Origin of the sequence: Kribbella antiqua, assembly GCF_004345665.1 — a bacterium.
Taxonomy (GTDB): domain Bacteria; phylum Actinomycetota; class Actinomycetes; order Propionibacteriales; family Kribbellaceae; genus Kribbella; species Kribbella antiqua.
This window is the reverse complement of record NZ_SLWR01000001.1, coordinates 1,131,263-1,148,400: the sequence shown is the minus strand read 5'-3', so window position 1 is coordinate 1,148,400 and position 17,138 is coordinate 1,131,263. Positions and strand designations below refer to the sequence as shown.

General features: G+C 68.8%; 17 protein-coding genes. 3 read left to right on the top strand and 14 right to left on the bottom strand.

Translation table 11 applies throughout. The features are described from left to right. The first annotated feature begins 144 nt into the window (after positions 1-144). The 3 genes from EV646_RS05445 to EV646_RS05435 are packed head-to-tail and all read left to right on the top strand — an operon-like array spanning position 145 to position 3,380. On the top strand, positions 145-1,137 hold the full coding sequence (locus EV646_RS05445; RefSeq protein WP_132144439.1) for an ABC transporter permease: 993 nt from the start codon (positions 145-147) through the stop codon (positions 1,135-1,137). Further along, positions 1,134-2,297, top strand: coding sequence for an ABC transporter ATP-binding protein (locus tag EV646_RS05440; protein ID WP_132144437.1), 1,164 nt, complete (start codon positions 1,134-1,136; stop codon positions 2,295-2,297). The genes EV646_RS05445 and EV646_RS05440 overlap by 4 nt, the downstream gene beginning before the upstream one ends. 18 nt (positions 2,298-2,315) lie before the next feature. Next, positions 2,316-3,380, top strand: coding sequence for an ABC transporter ATP-binding protein (locus EV646_RS05435; RefSeq protein WP_132144435.1), 1,065 nt, complete (start codon positions 2,316-2,318; stop codon positions 3,378-3,380). A gap of 43 nt (positions 3,381-3,423) precedes the next feature. On the opposite strand, the gene EV646_RS05430 is transcribed toward EV646_RS05435, so the two are convergent. From EV646_RS05430 to EV646_RS05365, 14 genes are all read right to left on the bottom strand, one after another. Beyond that, positions 3,424-4,638, bottom strand: a complete 1,215-nt coding sequence (locus EV646_RS05430; protein WP_132144433.1) for a low temperature requirement protein A — start codon at positions 4,636-4,638, stop codon at positions 3,424-3,426. A 74-nt stretch (positions 4,639-4,712) separates the two neighbouring features. After that, a complete protein-coding gene (locus EV646_RS05425) occupies positions 4,713-6,026 on the bottom strand; it encodes a sugar ABC transporter permease (protein WP_199236789.1) in 1,314 nt (437 codons plus the stop codon). Next, positions 6,023-6,832: an ATP-binding cassette domain-containing protein gene (locus EV646_RS05420; RefSeq protein ID WP_132144431.1), complete on the bottom strand. Its 810-nt coding sequence runs from the start codon at positions 6,830-6,832 to the stop codon at positions 6,023-6,025. Before EV646_RS05420 ends, EV646_RS05425 begins: the two co-directional genes overlap by 4 nt. Before the next feature lie 64 nt (positions 6,833-6,896). Further along, a complete protein-coding gene (locus EV646_RS05415) occupies positions 6,897-7,961 on the bottom strand; it encodes a substrate-binding domain-containing protein (RefSeq protein ID WP_132144429.1) in 1,065 nt (354 codons plus the stop codon). 105 nt (positions 7,962-8,066) lie between these two features. After that, positions 8,067-9,254, bottom strand: coding sequence for an ROK family transcriptional regulator (locus EV646_RS05410; RefSeq protein ID WP_132144427.1), 1,188 nt, complete (start codon positions 9,252-9,254; stop codon positions 8,067-8,069). Positions 9,255-9,468: 214 nt separating this feature from the next. Beyond that, positions 9,469-10,254, bottom strand: coding sequence for an adenosylcobinamide-GDP ribazoletransferase (gene cobS, locus EV646_RS05405; protein WP_132144425.1), 786 nt, complete (start codon positions 10,252-10,254; stop codon positions 9,469-9,471). Beyond that, entirely contained in the window at positions 10,251-10,781 is a 531-nt protein-coding gene (locus EV646_RS05400) for a bifunctional adenosylcobinamide kinase/adenosylcobinamide-phosphate guanylyltransferase (RefSeq protein WP_132144423.1), read from the bottom strand. Before EV646_RS05400 ends, cobS begins: the two co-directional genes overlap by 4 nt. Continuing rightward, the gene (locus tag EV646_RS05395) at positions 10,774-11,577 is read right to left on the bottom strand and encodes an ECF transporter S component family protein (protein ID WP_132144421.1); all 804 of its coding nucleotides are present in this window, start codon (positions 11,575-11,577) and stop codon (positions 10,774-10,776) included. Before EV646_RS05395 ends, EV646_RS05400 begins: the two co-directional genes overlap by 8 nt. After that, entirely contained in the window at positions 11,574-13,184 is a 1,611-nt protein-coding gene (locus tag EV646_RS05390) for an ABC transporter ATP-binding protein (protein WP_132144419.1), read from the bottom strand. Before EV646_RS05390 ends, EV646_RS05395 begins: the two co-directional genes overlap by 4 nt. Beyond that, entirely contained in the window at positions 13,181-14,278 is a 1,098-nt protein-coding gene (locus tag EV646_RS05385; protein ID WP_132144417.1) for a CbiQ family ECF transporter T component, read from the bottom strand. The genes EV646_RS05390 and EV646_RS05385 overlap by 4 nt, the downstream gene beginning before the upstream one ends. Then, positions 14,279-14,986, bottom strand: a complete 708-nt coding sequence (locus EV646_RS05380; RefSeq protein ID WP_132144415.1) for an SCO2322 family protein — start codon at positions 14,984-14,986, stop codon at positions 14,279-14,281. A gap of 315 nt (positions 14,987-15,301) precedes the next feature. Then, entirely contained in the window at positions 15,302-15,511 is a 210-nt protein-coding gene (locus tag EV646_RS05375; protein ID WP_132144414.1) for a hypothetical protein, read from the bottom strand. Further along, entirely contained in the window at positions 15,508-16,518 is a 1,011-nt protein-coding gene (locus EV646_RS05370; protein WP_132144412.1) for an aldo/keto reductase family protein, read from the bottom strand. Before EV646_RS05370 ends, EV646_RS05375 begins: the two co-directional genes overlap by 4 nt. A 22-nt stretch (positions 16,519-16,540) precedes the next feature. Then, complete coding sequence (locus EV646_RS05365; protein ID WP_132144410.1) at positions 16,541-17,128, bottom strand: DUF3043 domain-containing protein; 588 nt, start codon at positions 17,126-17,128, stop codon at positions 16,541-16,543. Positions 17,129-17,138 lie beyond the last annotated feature (10 nt).

Below are 17,138 nucleotides of genomic sequence, written 5' to 3'. Positions count from 1 at the left end.
GTCCCCCCTGGGCATGCCCTTTTTCCCCTTGTTGTACCTGAAGCCGCGTTGTGGGGTTGGCGGAGGTTTCTTTTTTGTTCTGTAGGCGGGGGTGGGGGCGGGGGGGCGCCCCGCCCACCACCCTCATCGGTGAGGAGAAACCTCGTGCTCTACTTCGTGGCGCGCCGCCTGGTCAGCGCGCTCAGTGTCGTGCTGGTCACGCTGATCGCGACCTTCGCGCTGTTCTTCGTCGCGCCGACGGATCCGGCCGCGGCAATTTGTGGTGAGCGCAACTGCACCATGGAGCGCTACAACGAGATCAAGGCGAACTTGCATCTCGACCGGCCGAAAGTGCAGCAGTTCGCCGAGTACACGGCGGGCATCTTCGTCGGACGGACCTTCGAGACGTCCGGCGTCAAGCAGGAGTGCACCGTGCCCTGCCTGGGCTTCTCCTTCAAGAGCGACCGGCCGGTCACGGAGATGCTGAAAACCCGGCTACCGGTGACCGTGTCACTGGTCGCAGGCTACGCCGTCCTGGTCCTCACCATCGGTGTCTTCGTGGGCTCGATGGCCGCGAAGCGACGCGGGACGCTGGGCGACCGGGCGCTGATGAGCAGCACCCTGATCATGAGCTCGGTGCCGTACTACATCGTCGCGCTGATGATCTCGCTGTACCTGACGATTCTGTACCCGATCCTGCCCCGCGGCAGTTACACACCGATCTCGGAGAATCCCGGCAAGTGGTTCGCCGGGCTGATAACCCCGTGGCTGGTGATCGGGATCTACAACTGCACGCAGTACGCGCGATATTCGCGCGGCTCGATGGTGGAGACGCTCAGCGAGGACTACATCCGGACGGCCCGGGCCAAGGGCCTGTCGGACCGGTCGGTGACCTACAAGCATGCGCTGCGCTCCGGCCTGATCCCGGTGATCACGATCTTCGGCCTGGACATCGCCGCCAGCCTGTCCGGCGCCATCTTCACCGAGCGGATCTTCGACCTGCCCGGCCTGGGTAACCTGGTGCTGCAGAGCTTGGAGACGTACGACCTGCCGGTGATCATGGGTACCGTGCTGATCGCGTCCGTCGTGCTCGTGGCGATGAATTTCCTGGTAGACGTGATGTACAGCCTGATCGATCCGCGGGTGAGGCTTTCGTGAGCACACCCGCCCCTGAGGACCGGAAGGACACCATGGTCGGAACGGCAGCAGGCGAGCCGGCGCCCGACGCCGCCGCCAAGCGCGGTCCCTCGATCGCCACCCGCGAGAAGCGGCAGGGCACCCTGAACCCCAGCGGCGAGACGCCGTACCTGGTGGTCGAGGACCTGACCGTGAAGTTCCCGACCGCCGACGGAGTGGTCAGCGCGGTGAACGGGCTGAGCTACTCGGTCCCGCTCGGCCGGACGCTGGCGATCGTCGGCGAGTCCGGCTCCGGCAAGTCGGTCTCCAGCATGGCCGTGATGGGCTTGCACGACCGGAAGCGGACCAAGATCACCGGCTCGATCCGGCTCGGCGGCGACGAGATCGTCGGCCTGCCGGAGAACGAGCTGATGAAGGTCCGCGGCGACGCCGTCGCGATGGTCTTCCAGGACCCGCAGTCGTCGCTGCACCCGCTGTACACCGTCGGCAACCAGATCACCGAGGCGTACCGGGTGCACCACAAGGTGTCCAAGGACGTGGCCAAGAAGCGGGCCCTGGAGATGCTCGACCTGGTCGGCATCCCGAACCCGATCCGCCGCTTCAAGCAGTATCCGCACGAGTTCTCCGGCGGTATGCGGCAGCGCGCGATGATCGCGATGGGCCTGGTCAACGACCCGAAGCTGGTGATCGCCGACGAGCCGACCACCGCGCTCGACGTGACCGTCCAGGCGCAGATCCTGGACCTGCTGAACAACCTGCAGAAGGAATTCGGCTCGGCGATCGTGCTGATCACCCACGACCTGGGCGTGGTGGCCGAGATGGCCGACGACGTCCTGGTCATGTACGCCGGTCGCTGCGTCGAGTACGGCACCGCCGAGGACGTGCTGGCCCGGCCGCGGATGCCGTATACCTGGGGTCTGCTCGAGTCCATCCCGACCGTGTCGGCTGCGAACGAGCGGCTCCAGCCGATCAAGGGCCTGCCGCCGAGCCTGCTGAGTCTGCCCAGCGGCTGCTCCTTCAACCCCCGCTGCCCGTACAAGGAGCGGGTGAAGGGCGAACGCTGCACGACCGAACTGCCGGAGCTGCTGCCGGTCGACGGTGCCGGCGCCCACACGTCCCGTTGTCACCTGCACGACAAGGCCTCGATCTACGAGGCCGAGGTCGCGCCGAGACTGGGCTGACAGGGGCTGAGGAGAGAGATGAGCGACAACGTGCGCATGGTCGACGCCGTACCGGCGGCTCAAGCGGGGACCCCGCTGCTGCAGGTCCGCGACCTGAAGATGCACTTCCCGATCAAGGAAGCCGCCGGACTGGGCCGGACCAAGAAGGTCGTCCAGGCCGTCGACGGGGTGAGTTTCGACCTGTCGGCCGGCGCCAGCCTGGGCCTGGTCGGCGAGTCCGGCTGCGGCAAGTCGACCACCGGCCGGATGATCACCCGGCTGCTGACCCCGACGGCCGGCCAGATCCTGTTCAAGGGCAAGGACATCGCGAAGCTGAAGGAGCGGGAACTCCGTCCGTTCCGCCGACAGCTGCAGATCGTCTTCCAGGACCCCTACAGCTCGCTGAACCCGCGGCAGACGGTCAGCAACATCATCAGTACGCCGTTGCGGGTGCACAACCTGGTCAAGAAGGGCAAGGAGCTCGACCGGGTCCAGGAGCTGCTGGAGCGGGTCGGCCTGAACCCCGAGCACCACAACCGGTACCCGAACGAGTTCTCCGGCGGCCAGCGGCAGCGCATCGGCATCGCCCGGGCGCTCGCGGTGGAGCCGGAGGTGATCATCGCCGACGAGCCGGTGTCCGCGCTGGACGTGTCCATCCAGGCCCAGGTGATGAACCTGCTGGAGGACCTGCGCCGCGACCTCGGCATCGCCTTCGTCTTCATCGCCCACGACCTCGGCGTGGTTCGCCACTTCTGTGACGAGGTCGCGGTGATGTACCTGGGCAAGATCGTCGAGCAGGGCCCGCGGGACCAGATCTACGGCGCTCCGCAGCACCCGTACACGCAGGCGCTGCTGTCGGCCGCACCCGACCTGGGCACCATCCGGGGCGTGCCGCCGAAGGAGCGGATCCGGCTGGTCGGCGACGTACCCTCGCCGATCGACCCGCCGAGCGGATGCCGGTTCCGGACCCGCTGCTGGAAGGCGGAGGACATCTGCGCCACGCAGGAGCCGCCGCTCGAGCCCAAGCCGCTGTCGACCGCGGGCCATGTGGCCGCCTGCCACTTCGCCGAGCCAAAGGTCGACCTGACCGCCGCCTCGGCCTGAGCTGAACAACAGGGGCTCCCCGCTTCCCGCGGGGAGCCCTTTCTCATGCGTGCTGTTCGCCGTGCTTCAACTCGTCCCGCTCCTGCGCGAACCGGACCGCCTCGAAGCCGACCAGCCCGGCCAGCAACGCGGTCAGTACGCCGAGCTGCCCCAACGCCGGCACCTTGCCCAGCAGCGGTACGGCGATCAGCGCCAGACCAGCCGTGATCAGCCGGGAGACCCCGAGCCGGTGCATCGTCCGCCACTTGAAGCCGACATGGCCGAGCAGATAGATGATCACGCCGCCGAACAGCGCGTAGAGGCCGACACCCTTCAGCGGGTCGTCGAGGTGGTGATGCTCGGTGTCGCCGACGTACTCGAGCACCTTCTTGAGGCCCAGCGCGAGCAGCACGATGCCGGTGACCATCGGGAAGTGCAGGAACGTGTAGGCGTCCCGGGCCAGCTTTGGCCGGGTCTCGTTGGGCTCGGCGGCCAGCGCGTGTTCGCCGTACAGGACGGTGGCGTCGAAGTAGATCCACCACAGCGCGGCCGAGACGGCCAGGCCCAGCATGGACGCGATGATGATCGGCCAGGAGATCGGCAGGTCGGTTACACCGACGCCGATCGCCACGATCGACTCGCCCAGCGCGATGATGACAATCAGCCCGTGCCGCTCGGCGAAGTGCGCGGCCGACCGGAACCGCCAGCCCCGCGCGTCGATCAGGTACGTGCCGCCGTAGTCGGCGGCCAGCGCGGCCGCCCACAGCACCGTCTGCGTCGTCCCGTGGTACTGCGAGGCGACCAGGAGGAGCGCCGTACCGCCGAGCATGGACGGCGCGAACCGCAGCAGCGTACGGCGAAGCACCGCGTCGCCGTCGGCGATCAGCCAGAACATGACGAGATGCAAGGCGCGGAAGAGGAAGTACGCGCAGGCGATGACGACCGGGCCGGGCAGACCACCGGGCAGATCGTGGAACGCCTCGGGAATGGCGAGCGCGATCAGGAACATCGCGGCCATCGCCAGCAGTACGACGCCGCGGATCGAGCCCTCGTCGGCCTTGACGAGATTGCACAGCCAGGAGAAGCCGATCCAGCTCCACCAGAGCACCCCGGTCAGCAGCACCCCGCGCAGCACGCCGTGCCAGTTGAGGTCATGCGCCATCAGCGCGGTGATCTGGGTCAGCGCGAACACGAACACCAGGTCGAAGAACAGCTCCAGCGTGGTGACCGAATGGTCCTCACGGGTCGGTGCGACCTTGATCGGCTTCCTGGACGTCATGCGGCTCATCCTGCCAAAAGAACGGTGGAACGGTGGGCTCCCGCCTGGTCACAGGCAAGCGAGAGCCCACCCGCTCAGGCGCGGCCGTGCGCTTGCCGGCTGCGGCGGCTCAGTGAGTCGATGGTGACGGCGATCAGCAGCACGCCGGCGGTCACCATATAGCGGACGCTGGAGTCGAGGCTCAGCAACGCGAGACCGTTCGAGATCGACATGATCACCAGCGCCCCGAGGAGAGCGGAGTACACCGAACCGCGGCCGCCGAACAGGCTGGTGCCACCGATCACCGCGGCGGCGATCGCATTCAGGTTGACGTCGGCGCCGCCGCTGCTCTGGTTCACCGCGACCAGCCGGGCGGCGGCCAGCAGACCGCCGACCGCGGCAAAGGTGGAGCAGGCCGCGAACACCGACAGGTAGATCATCCGCACGTTGATACCGGCGCGCCGCGCAGCCTCGACGTTGCCACCGACCGCGACGACCGAGCGGCCCCACCGCGTCCGTCGTACGGCGAGATCGGTGGCCACCACCAGCCCGACGAAGAGCAGGAACATCGACGACACCCCGCGGTCGCCGTTCAGGATGATCACCGGGATGAGCAGGACGACGGCGAGCGCGGCGCCCTTGATCGCGATCATCGAGGTGGGGGCGGCCGACAGCCCGGCTGCGGCGCGGGCGGCTCGACCGCGCAGCCGGGTCAGCACGTACACCGCGACGACAGCCGCGACCAGCCCGTAGGCCAGCGCGGGGGAGAGGAAGCTACGGGTGGCGAACCCGACGAGCGCGGAGTCGAAGGGCAGGTTCAGCGAACCCTCCTTCCCGAGCACCAGCAGTTGGAGACCGAGGAAACCGAGCAGACCGGCCAGTGTGATCACGAAACTCGGTACGCCGAACCGGGTGTACAGCGCGCCGTAGAACAAGCCGATCACCAGCCCGAGCGCAACCCCGGCCAGCAGCGACAGCACGAGCGGCCAGCCCTGGTTGACGAACGTCACTCCGAGTACGGCGGCCGACAGCCCGCTGACCGAACCGACCGACAGGTCGATCTCGCCGAGCAGCAGGACCAGAACGATGCCGATGGCAATCACCCCGACCGAGGTGGTCTGCAGGGTGAGGTTGACCAGGTTGCGGCTGGACAGGAACGAGCTGTTCGCGATCTGGAAGACCGCCCAGATGATGATCAGGCCGACCACCACCGGGACCGAGCCGAGGTCGCCGGAGCGGAGCCGGGCGGTGAACGCGGAGACCGCACCGCTGAGGCCGTGACTGGCGATCAGCCGCTCGTCCTGCAGATCGGCCGGCAACTCGGCGGCCGCGCCGTTCCCGTTCCCGGTCCCGGTCCCGGCCGGGCCTGGGGCGTCCTGCGGGCGGATCTCGGATCCGTGCAGCGTCATGATGCGGTCCCGTCCTCACGGGTCCGGCGCGCTGCGCGCTCGGACACCGCGTTGTCCGTCGCGCCGGTGATGGCGGCGATGATGTCCTGCGTCTTGGTGTCGCTGACCACGAAGACGCCGTTGTTCCGGCCGAGCCGCAGTACGGCGACCCGGTCCGCGACCGCCATCACGTCGGCCATGTTGTGGCTGATCAGGATCACCGCGAGGCCGCGCTCGCGGAGCCGCTCGACCAGGTTGAGGACTTCGGCGGTCTGAGCCACGCCGAGGGCCGCGGTCGGTTCGTCCAGCATCACGACCTTGGGGTCGCCGAGCAGGCTGCGGGCGATCGCGACGGTCTGCCGCTGGCCGCCGGACAGGCTGGCCACCGGGATCCGGACCGACGGGATCTTCGCCGACAGCTGGCGCAGCAGCGCCCAGGAGGACCGCTCCATCTCCACCTCGTCCAGGGCCCGGCCCTTTCGCAGCTCGCGGCCGAGGTAGAGGTTCGCGACCACGTCGAGGTTGTCGCACAGCGCCAGGTCCTGGAACACGGTGGCGATGCCGAGCTGTTGCGCCTCGGCCGGGCTGCCGACCCGCACGTCCTGCCCGTCGAACTCCATCGTTCCGTCGTCGGCGGTGTAGACGCCGGCGATCGTCTTCACCAGCGTCGACTTGCCGGCGCCGTTGTCGCCGACCAGGGCCAGCACCTCGCCGGCCCGGACGTCGAGCTCGATGTTCTTCAGGGCCTGCACCGCGCCGAAGCGCTTGGAGATGCCCCTCAGAGCCAGCACCGTGCGGGTGCCGGCCGGGGCGGGGGTGACAGTCACTCGATCAGCCTCCAGGGCGTTGCGTTCAGGCCATGATCCTGGCGATAGGCCAGTCTCGATAGGGTCAGCTGAGGCCGGCTGCGGTGCAGGAGGTGGCGAACGACGCGGTGCAGATGTCGGTCACCTTGTAGATGTTGTCCTTCACCACGGTGTCCTTGATGTTCGCCTTGGTGACCGCGACCGGGTCGAGGATGGTCGACGGTACGCCGTTCTTGTCGGTGGTGGACTCGGGTTTGCCCCCGTTCGCCAGCGCGACGGCACCCTTCGCGGCGGCCTCGGCCTGCGGCTTGACGGCCTTGTAGATCGTCATCGCCTGGTCGCCGGAGACGATCCGCTGGATCGCGGCCAGCTCGGAGTCCTGCCCGGTGACCGGCGGCAGCGGCGTGACGCCACCACCCTTGAGCGCTGCGATCGCACCACCCGCGGTTCCGTCGTTGGCGGCGTACACCCCGACCAGACCGTTCTTGATCGCGCTGAGCTGGCCCTCCATCCAGGCCTGGGCCTTGTCCGGGCTCCAGTCCGGGGTGTCGAACTCGGCGGCGACCTTGAAGCCGCTGCTGTCCAGCACGCTGTGCGCGCCCTTCTTGAAGTCGGCCGCGTTCGGGTCGGTCGGCGAGCCGTTGATCATGGCCAGGTTGCCCGAGGTCTTGCCGGCTGCCTTCAGCGTGTCGACCAGGGTCTGCGCCTGGAGCTTGCCGACCGCCTCGTTCTCGAAGGAGACGTAGTAGTCGGCGCTCTCGATGAACCGGTCGTACGCGACCACGGGCACGTTCTGGCCCTTGGCGGAGGCCACTACGGCGGCGGCCGCCTTGCCGTCGACGGGGTCGAGCACGAGCACGTTCGCGCCCTGGGTCAGGGCCGCCTCGGCCTGCTGTTGCTGCTTCGCGGCGTCCTGGTCGGCGTTGCTGTAGATCAGCTCGCAGTCCGCGCAGGCGGCCTTGAGGGCTTCGGTGAACAGCGGGCGGTCGAGGGCCTCGTAGCGGGTCGTCTTCGACTCGGGCAGCAGGAGAGCGATCTTCTTTCCGCCGCCACCGGCCGCGGGTTCGTCCGACCCGCAGGCAACCAGGCTGAGCGCGAGGGCCGAGACGGCGAGGCCGAGACCGACGAGACGGGATGGAGAGACGGACATGTGGCGGCTCCTTGACGAAACAGGGCCCGAGTAGGCCTGCCCCGAAGTCAAACCCGCCGCAGCCTTGACGTCAAGACTTGAATTCAAGAAATAGACATATTGGCGTTACAAAGCCTGGGCGGTGCTGAGAGCCTTCGAGTGGCTGAGGACCGAGGCGAGGTGCAGAGCGCCGATGATGTCCGCGTCGTCGCCCAGTTCGGCCGAGCGGAGTTCGACCGTGGCGGCGGCACTCGGGATCGCGCAGCGGTCCAGGGCCTCGCGGAGTGGAGTCATGATCAGGTCGCCGGCTTCCGCCATCAGGCCGCCGACCACGATCACCTCGGGGTTGAGCAGGTTCACCAGGCCGGCCACCGCGACGCCGACCCGTCGGCCGGCGTCCTCGATCACCCGGCGGCAGCCCAGGTCGTCCTGGCGGGCCCGGGTGACGATGTCCTTCAGCCGGAGCGGGCCGTGCGACGCGGCCAGGCTGCTGATCAGCGCCCGGGAGCCGACGAACGTGTCCAGGCAGCCGCGGTTCCCGCAGCGGCAGATCGGGCCGTTCTCGTCGATGGTGACGTGTCCGATCTCGCCCGCCGTACCGGCTGAGCCGCGGAAGACCTCGCCGTCCAGCACGATGCCGGCGCCGACGCCGTACGAGAACTTCAGGTAGCAGCCGTGCCGGACACCGCGCAGGGCTCCGTTGCGGAGCTCGCCGAGCGCGGCCAGGTTGGCGGTGTTGTCGAGCGCGACCGGGGCGCGGAGGTGGCCGGCCATGGCGTCGGCGACGTTGACGCCGCGCCAGCCGGGCAGGACCGCGTCGGAGCCGGCCTCGCCGCTGACCGAGTCGACCGGCGCGGGCAGGCCGAAGCCGATCGCGGCGATGTCCTCGACGCCGGAACTGACCGTCTCGGCCAGGTCGGCGAGCAGCCGGGCGGCGCGTTCCATCCCGTCGTCGGCGACATGATCCGCTTGCAGCGGCATCAGTTGCTGGGCGAGGATCTCGCGGGACTCGTTCGCGATCGCGACCCGGACGTCACGCTCGCCGAACGCGACCCCGGCGAGCAGTCCGCCGCCGGAGGCCAGCGAGACCAGCACCGCGCGGCGGCCGTTGCGGATACTGCGGGACAGGCCGACCATGCCGGCCTGGTCGAGCTCGCGGACCATGTTCGACACGGTCGCGGCGGACAGGCCGGACGCGGCGGCGATCTCGACCTGGGTCAACGGGCCGTGCTGCCGGACGACCCCCAGAACGCGCTCACGGTTGGCTTCGCGCAGCGAAGCCTGCGACCCAGGTGCGGGGCGGGTTGCGTTCATTACATAAACATAACGGATCGCGAGGCCTTCGCCGCCCCACACCGCTGATCAACCCTGAACATCATCATCCAACCTCACCGTCCTGAACGTCATCGGTGACAGTAATGCACCAGGCACACACCGCTGCGCGGGCGCGCCCGCGCAGCCTGCCCGACCCCGCATCATCGGAAACAAATGTGCGCCCAGTGACGAATTGTTTCCGGAAAGCTCACCATCACACGACGAGGGCGAGCGCGAGGAGGGCAGCGGCGAGCGCGAGTTCGACGGTCGCGCCGAGGATGTCGCCGGTGACGCCGCCTAGGGCGGCACGAGCCCGGCGCGTGACGAACACGCTGACCGCTACAGCCGCCAGTACGGCGACCGCAGCCCCGGAAAGCCGGACGGTCGTGGCGCCGGCCCCTGGGGAGGCGAGCCAGGTGAGGGCGAGGGCTGACGCCAGTACGGCGATAGTCGTAAGGGTGGCGGTGGAGGGGCGGACGGTGGAGGCGACGAGTGCGCCGAGGCCGTCGGGCCGGGCTGGCGGGATCGTCGTACGGCAGGACCAGGTCAGGGACAGGCGGCTGGCTGTGGTCGCGATCAGCACCGCCTGCCAGCCGAAGTCCGACTGGACGCAGGCAGTGAGGGCGACGACGTCGAGCAGCAGTACGGCGACAATCGCGACGACGCCGAACGGGCCGATGTCGCTCTGCTTCATGATCCGCAGCATCGTCTCGCGATCCCGCCGGCTGCTTAGTGCGTCCGCGAAGTCGGCCAGCCCATCCAGATGCAACGCCCCGGACAGTACGACGAGCGCCAGTACGCCGAGCACCGCGGCCAGCAGCGGCGCCTCCGGCCTGAAAACGTGGACGACGGCCACCACGCCGGCCGAGATCGCACCAATCAGCAGCCCCACAACTGGCGCAAGCAGCATCGCCCGCCCGCCGACGACCCGATCGACCCGGGACGGCATCCCGGCCGGCAGCACCGTGAGTGTGCCCAACGCCAGGCGCAGGCCGTTCATGTCAGCGGGAGAGTGCGGCCGGCGACGGTCCACAAAACGGTGTCGGACCGAAGCGAGATGGCGGTGTTGAGCCGGCCCATCAGATCGCGGAACAGCCGCGTCCCGGCGTCGGCAGGGACCACCCCCGAGCCGATGTCATTGCTCACGGCAACTACCAGCCGCGAGGTCCGTGACCACGCCTCCGCCAGCAAGGCGATGCGCTCCTCGACCAGCCCGGCGCGACTGAGATCGGCCCACACGTCCAGCGAATCCATCGTGCGCGAGAGCCACAACGTCAGGCAGTCGATCAGCAGCGGCGGCCCAGGCGAGTCGAGCAGCGGCACGAGGTCGATGGTCTCGGCCAGGCCCCACGACTCCGGCCGTCGCGCCTGGTGCAGCGCGATCCGCGACGCCCACTCTGCGTTGCCGGAGTCGTCGCCACCAGTAGCGACGTACAACACCTCAGGCTCCCCGGCCAGCAACCGCTCCGCCGCGATCGACTTCCCCGATCGCGCCCCACCCAGGATCAACGTGCGCTGCTCAGCCATCAGCCCTCCGGAACTCCACCGGTACGTCGAACGCCGCCTTCCGCGCAGTACGACGGAAAGCGGTCAGCACCGGCCGGCCAAGCACCAGGACCAGCACGGCGCAGAGCACTCCGCGGGGGATGTCCCAGCCGAGTGAGGTCGCCACCACGAACAGGAAGTACCTGTGCAGGTTGGCAGCCAGCGAATCGCCCGGGATGAACGAGAAGTCGCTGCCGAACGTCGCGTACGGCCAGAACCACAGGTTCATCACCACGCCGTACAGCACCCCGGACACGAGCGAGTACGCCGCCAGCAGCAGGAGCTCGAGCCGGCCACCCACCCGCGGTAGCAGACCAGCCAGACACCCCACCCACGCGCAGGCGAACATCTGGAACGGCATCCACGGCCCGACGCCGCCACTGATCATCGCCCCACCCAGCAACGACACAGCGCCCAGCACGAACCCGAACCCGGCTCCAAACGCCCGACCGGCCAGCACAAGCAGGAAGAACCCAGGCTCCAGCCCAGCAGTACCAGGGCCGAGCGCACGCAACGCAGCCCCGACAGCAGCCAGCATGCCGAGCAGCGAGATCACCTTCGCGTCGATGCCCGCCTCGGACAGTTCCGCGAGTACGACGGCCACCAGCAGCGGCAGCAACAGCACGAACAGCCACGGGGCATCGGTAGTGTGCCCGATGGCCGACTCGCCCACCTGCTTCGTCTGCCAGAGCAACGGCCACCCGAAGGCCAGTACCCCGACAAGCGAGGCGACGACCAGTGCAGCGGTGCTGCGTGGCTTCAGCCGGACCAGGTTCACGACGCACGTTCCAGCGCGGTCGCGACCTCGCCGACGGTCAGGAACGGCAACGGAGCAAGGATCTTCGCCACCTGCGGCGCAAAGGCGGGAGACCCGGCAATGACCGTCGCCGTCTCCCCGTCACTCACCAGCTCGCCCTCGGCCAGCACCAGCACCCGAGTCGCGACCTCGGCCACCATCTCCACGTCATGCGTCGACAGCACCACGGCATGACCAGCCGCGGCCAGCTCCCGCAGGATGGCCACCAGCCTGCGCTTGGCGCCGTAGTCCAGCCCGCGTGTGGGCTCGTCCAGCAACAACAGCGGGGGAGCACCACACAGTACGACGGCCAGCGCCAAGCACAGCCGTTGTCCCTCAGACAGGTCTCGCGGATGCATCCGCTCGTCGATGTCCGGAGCCAGCCGCCTCAGTAGCGCTCGGCAACTGCCCGCGGGGACGCGGAAGTCGGAGTCTGCCCCGGCGCACTCCTCGGCGACCGTGGCGGCGTACAGCAGGTCAGCAGGCTCCTGCGGGACCAGTCCAACCGCCTTGACCAGCTTGGACGGCTTCGTACGACGTGGATCGGCACCGGCGGCTTCCGCCGTACCGGACCTAACAGGGACGACTCCGACCAGGGCGTTGAGCAGCGTGGACTTGCCGGCGCCGTTGCGGCCCATCAGTGCGACGACCTCGCCGGCGTTGATGCTCAGTGACACGCCGCGCAAGGCAGTGATGTTGCCGTAGCCAACGACCAGGTCCTTGCACCGCGCCAGCTCGGCGCCCGCAACCACAGCAGGTCTCAACGGCGCCGACTCATGCAAACGGCTCCGCAACGCCACAGCCGCGCGTCGTGCGTCTCGCACGGACAGAGGGAGGGGAGACCACCCTGCAAGGCGTCCCAGCTCCACGACCGGCGGGGCGACCGGTGCAGTCACCATCTGCTCGGCCGGAAGCCCTGTAGACACAGCAGCCGAGCCGCCTGGTACTTCGACCACGCGGTCGGCGTACTGAATGACTCTCTCGAGCCGGTGCTCAGCCATCACCACGGTGACGCCCAGGTCGTGCACGAGCCGCTGCAGCGCGGCCAGCACCTCCTCGGCGGCCTGCGGGTCCAGCGCGGACGTGGGCTCATCCAGCACCAGCACAGCGGGGTGTGAGGTGAGGGCCGCGCCGATAGCGGTCCGCTGCCGCTGCCCGCCAGACAGTGAGGTCAGCGCCCGGTCCCGTACGTCGGCCAGCCCCAGCAGATCCAGCGTCTCCTCGACCCGCCGCCGCATCACGTCTGGCGCAACGCCGAGGGACTCCATGCTGTAGGCGAGTTCGTCCTCGACAGTGTCGGTGACGAAGCCGGCCATCGGGTCCTGCCCGACCATGCCGACCACATCCGCCAGATCGCGCGGCCGATACTCCCTGGTGTCCCGTCCGTTCACGAGCACACGTCCGGCGAGCGTCCCGCCGGTGAAGTGCGGCACCAGCCCGTTGATCGCGCGCAGCAACGTCGACTTGCCAGACCCGGTCCGGCCGATCACCAGCGCCAGCTCGCCCTCAGGCACGGTGAAGCTCACATCCCGCAGCGCAGGCTCAGCAGCGCCGTCGTACGTGACCGTCACCCGATCGAACTCGATCATGCGACCACCAACTCACGTCGCGGAGCTAGCGGCGGCGCAGCAGCCGCAGGAGCGAGCCCAACAAGGATGCCGATCACCGGCAGCACAGGGACCGGCGGTACGACGAGGGGCCCGGCCAGAACGAGTCCGTCGACTCCACGCACCGCTGCGGTGATCATGGCCCCGGCAGCTACAGCACCCGCGCCCACGACCAGCCACTCCGGTAGCGCCCACGGATCCGGGCGGTAGCGAGTGCGGGTCACCCGCTGGCGGCCGACACCCATCGCACCGACTGCGAGTAGTAGTCCGACAGCAAGAGTGGCCGCCGCCAAGGGGAATGCCATGGCATCGGTCAGCAACGCGTAGACACCGAGCAGGATGCCCAGCAAGCCCAGCAGTACGCACACTCCGGTGATACGGCGTTGCCGGCGTGGGACTTGCGCCGTACGGCCGTAGCCGCGGGAGTCCATCGCGGCGGCCAGCTCGACCGATCTGTCGAGTGCACCTTCCAGCACCGGCATGGCCGTCGTACGGAAGGAGCCTCGGGTGCGGCCGCGGAGGCGGCGGGCGGCGCGGATACGGCGGGCATCGGTCACCAGCTGTGGCGCGAACGTCAGCGCCACCACACAGGCCACGCCCATCTCGTAAAGGGCCCCAGGCAACGACTTGAGCAGACGGCGTGGGCTGGCCAGGGCGTTGGCCGCGCCGATGCAGCACAGCATGACTGCCAGCTGGCCACCGTCGTACAGGGCGGTGACCAGTGCCTCGGCGGTGACCTCGCCGCCGAGCTTGACCCCGTTTGCCCAGTCAGGCAAGGGGATCTGGGGCAGGGTGAACAGCACCGTGGTCCCCTGCGAGCGGGTGGACAGCAACGCCTGCAGCACCACCCGAACGCCGATGACCACCAGACCGAGTTTGAGGAACGCGGCATAGCTGTGCGCCCAGGGTGCATCGCTACGACGAGCAGACACGACGAAGCCGGTCACCGCGAGGATCAGTACGAGCAGCACCGGGTTGCGGGTCCTGCTGGCAGCCACCGCCATGCAGAGCGCCCACAGCCACCACGCCCCCGGGTGCAGACCCCGGGGGAGCGTCAGGTGATGGACGGTACGCACTTACTGACTCGACCGCCGGCGGCTCAACGCGAGACCGCCACCAGCCAGTACGACGACGACCACGGCGGCGATGATGATGCCGGTCCACGGCGCACCGCCGTCATCCTCAGACGAGGAAGAAGCGGCTGGGGAAGGCCGGGCGCTGGATCCGACAGCCGGCTTGATCTGCAGCGTCACCGGCTCGTCCGTGGCCGGGACCTTGATGTTCTTCACCGGGTCACCGCAGCCCTTGGCCGGGTAGCCGTCGATGCCGCAGGTCAGGCCCTTCTCGATCCGGACCGGCCCGACAGCCGCCAGGATCTTCGCACCGGTCGCCTTCTCGTCCGTCACCACGCAGGTGCCGGTGGCCGGCCCGGGTGTCTCACCGGACAAGGCGTCGGCCGTCGTACCCGGGTCGATGACCAGGGCCACCCGCTTCTTGCCTGTCTCGGCCGGGGTGCTGCCGCAGATCGCCTGGAAGTCGCCCGCAGCACGTGGCACCCGGGGCTTGGCGCCACCGACGGCGTACCGCCAGCCTTCCACCGCCCCGTCGGCCGGTACGACGGCGTCGGCGCCCTTCTGCGAGAAGGCCCACTGGCCTCCAGTGAATTGGTAGTAGCCCCAGAAGCGATAGCCGTCCTCGGCTTGAGCAGTGGTGGCGACGGTCCCCGCCAGCAGGAGACCCGCCAGCAGGCTGAGGACCAGTCGTACGGTCCGGTGTGCAGTCATCTCATGTCCTCGATCGGGCCACGGCCCGGTAGAGGAAGTCCCGCCTGCTTTGGCAGGGTGGGGCTCCACCCGCGGACCACGGCGGGTAGTTGAGCCTGTCTGCCTGCGTCACAGTGTTCCGGCTCGCCACCTGAGGTGGCCTACGGTTGCGGGTCAGCGCCGGACTTGGACCGGCTTCCCTGCGACACAGGAGTGGTTCAACGGCAGCCTACATACAAAGGCCGTGTCTGATGGTCCCCCGCCTACTGCGCGGGACCATCAGACACGGCCTCGGAGCCCGCACGGCGTCGTACGGGCTCCAAGCGACAGGCTGCTTTACTCCTGGGCGGCGAGGCTCATCGGGCCGTAGACCTCGCGGCCGTCCTCGAGCAGGTACACCTGGCCGACGCCGCGGTCGGCCAGGTCGCGCCAGCTCTCGCCCAGCCAGCTCTCCGCGTCACCCTGGGCGGAGAACTCGGCGCCGCCGACCTCACCTGGGTCGACCAGCGCACCGGAAGCGGTCTCGAACCGCCAGCTCCAGCTCATGAGCCCGGCCGGGTCTGCGGAGCGTTCTGCTCGGTCTTGGCCGGGTCGCGCTCGACCACGCTGCCCAGCACCTCGTCGATCTGCTTCAGCAGACCTTCCTCGAGCTTGACACCAGCCGCCTTCACGTTCTCGACCACCTGCTCGGGCCGGGAGGCGCCGATGATGGCCGAGGAGACGTTCGGGTTCTGCAGCACCCACGCGACGGCGAGCTGGGCCAGCGAGAGGCCTGCCTCGTCCGCGATCGGCTTCAGCTCCTGCACCCGGTTCAGTACGTCGTCGGTGAGGAACCGCTTGACGAAGTTCGACCCGTTCGCGTCGGTCGCGCGGGAGCCCTCCGGCGGCTGCTGGCCCGGCAGGTACTTGCCCGTCAGCACACCCTGCGCGATCGGCGAGAACACCACCTGGCCGATGCCGAGCTCCTCCGATGCCGGCACCACCTCGGCCTCGATCACCCGCCAGAGCATGCTGTATTGCGGCTGGTTCGAGACGAACGGGATGCGCAGCTCGCGGGCCAGCCGGTGGCCCTCCTGCAACTGCTCCGCGGTCCACTCCGACACGCCGATGTAGAGCGCCTTGCCGGCCCGGACGACGTCGGCGAAGGCCTCCATCGTCTCTTCCAGCGGCGTCTCGGTGTCGTACCGGTGCGCCTGGTAGACGTCCACGTAGTCGGTCTTCAGCCGCCGCAGCGAACCGTTGATCGACTCGTGGATGTGCTTGCGGGACAGGCCGACGTCGTTCGGTCCGCCCGGGCCGGTCGGCCAGTAGACCTTGGTGAGGATCTCCAGCGACTCGCGCCGCTCACCCTCCAGAGCCTCGCCGAGGACCGATTCGGCCTTGGTGTTGGCGTAGACGTCGGCGGTGTCGAACGTGGTGATGCCGGCGTCCAGCGCCGCCCGCACACACGCCTTGGCCTGATCGTTCTCCACCTGGGATCCGTGCGTGAGCCAGTTCCCGTACGAGATCTCGCTGACCTTCAAACCACTGTTGCCGAGATAGCGGAAGTCCATACCCCGACCCTACTGCCTGCGCTCAGCTCGGCTTCTCGCCGCGTTTCACCATCGGCTTGGGCATGCGCCAGCGGCGCATCTGCATCGTCCGCCGGACCGCGTAGAACCCGAGCCCCTTGAGCGGGTCGTTCGGGAACTTCCGGGCCGCGGCCCGCTTCAGCCCCCAGGTCAGCAGGAACCAGTCGGCCGCGATCGCCAGGATCATCACCAGGAAGAGCAGGTTGACCGCGCCGGCCAGCCAGAGGAACTGGGCCGAGAAGACCACGCCGACCAGGGACACCACCAGCAGGACCGGCAGCGCGAACTCCATCACCGACCAGCGGGCGTCCACATAGTCCCGGGCGAACCGCCGGACCGGGCCCTTCTCCGCGGCCGGCAGGTACCGGTCGTCGCCTGTGCGCATCGCGTCCTGCATCTTGGCCCGCTCGATCCGGACCTTCTCCCGGCGGACCGCCGCCGCCTCCTTGCGGTTGCGCGGCTGCTTGAAAGTGGCCTTGCGGGCCGCCTCCGCCTCCTTGCGGGTCGGCGTGGGGCGTCCCTTCCCGCCCGGCTTCGCCTGGGGTTCGGCGGGTACGGTGGTAGCTGTCTCAGACTTGGTACGACGGAACACGGGGTCTGAA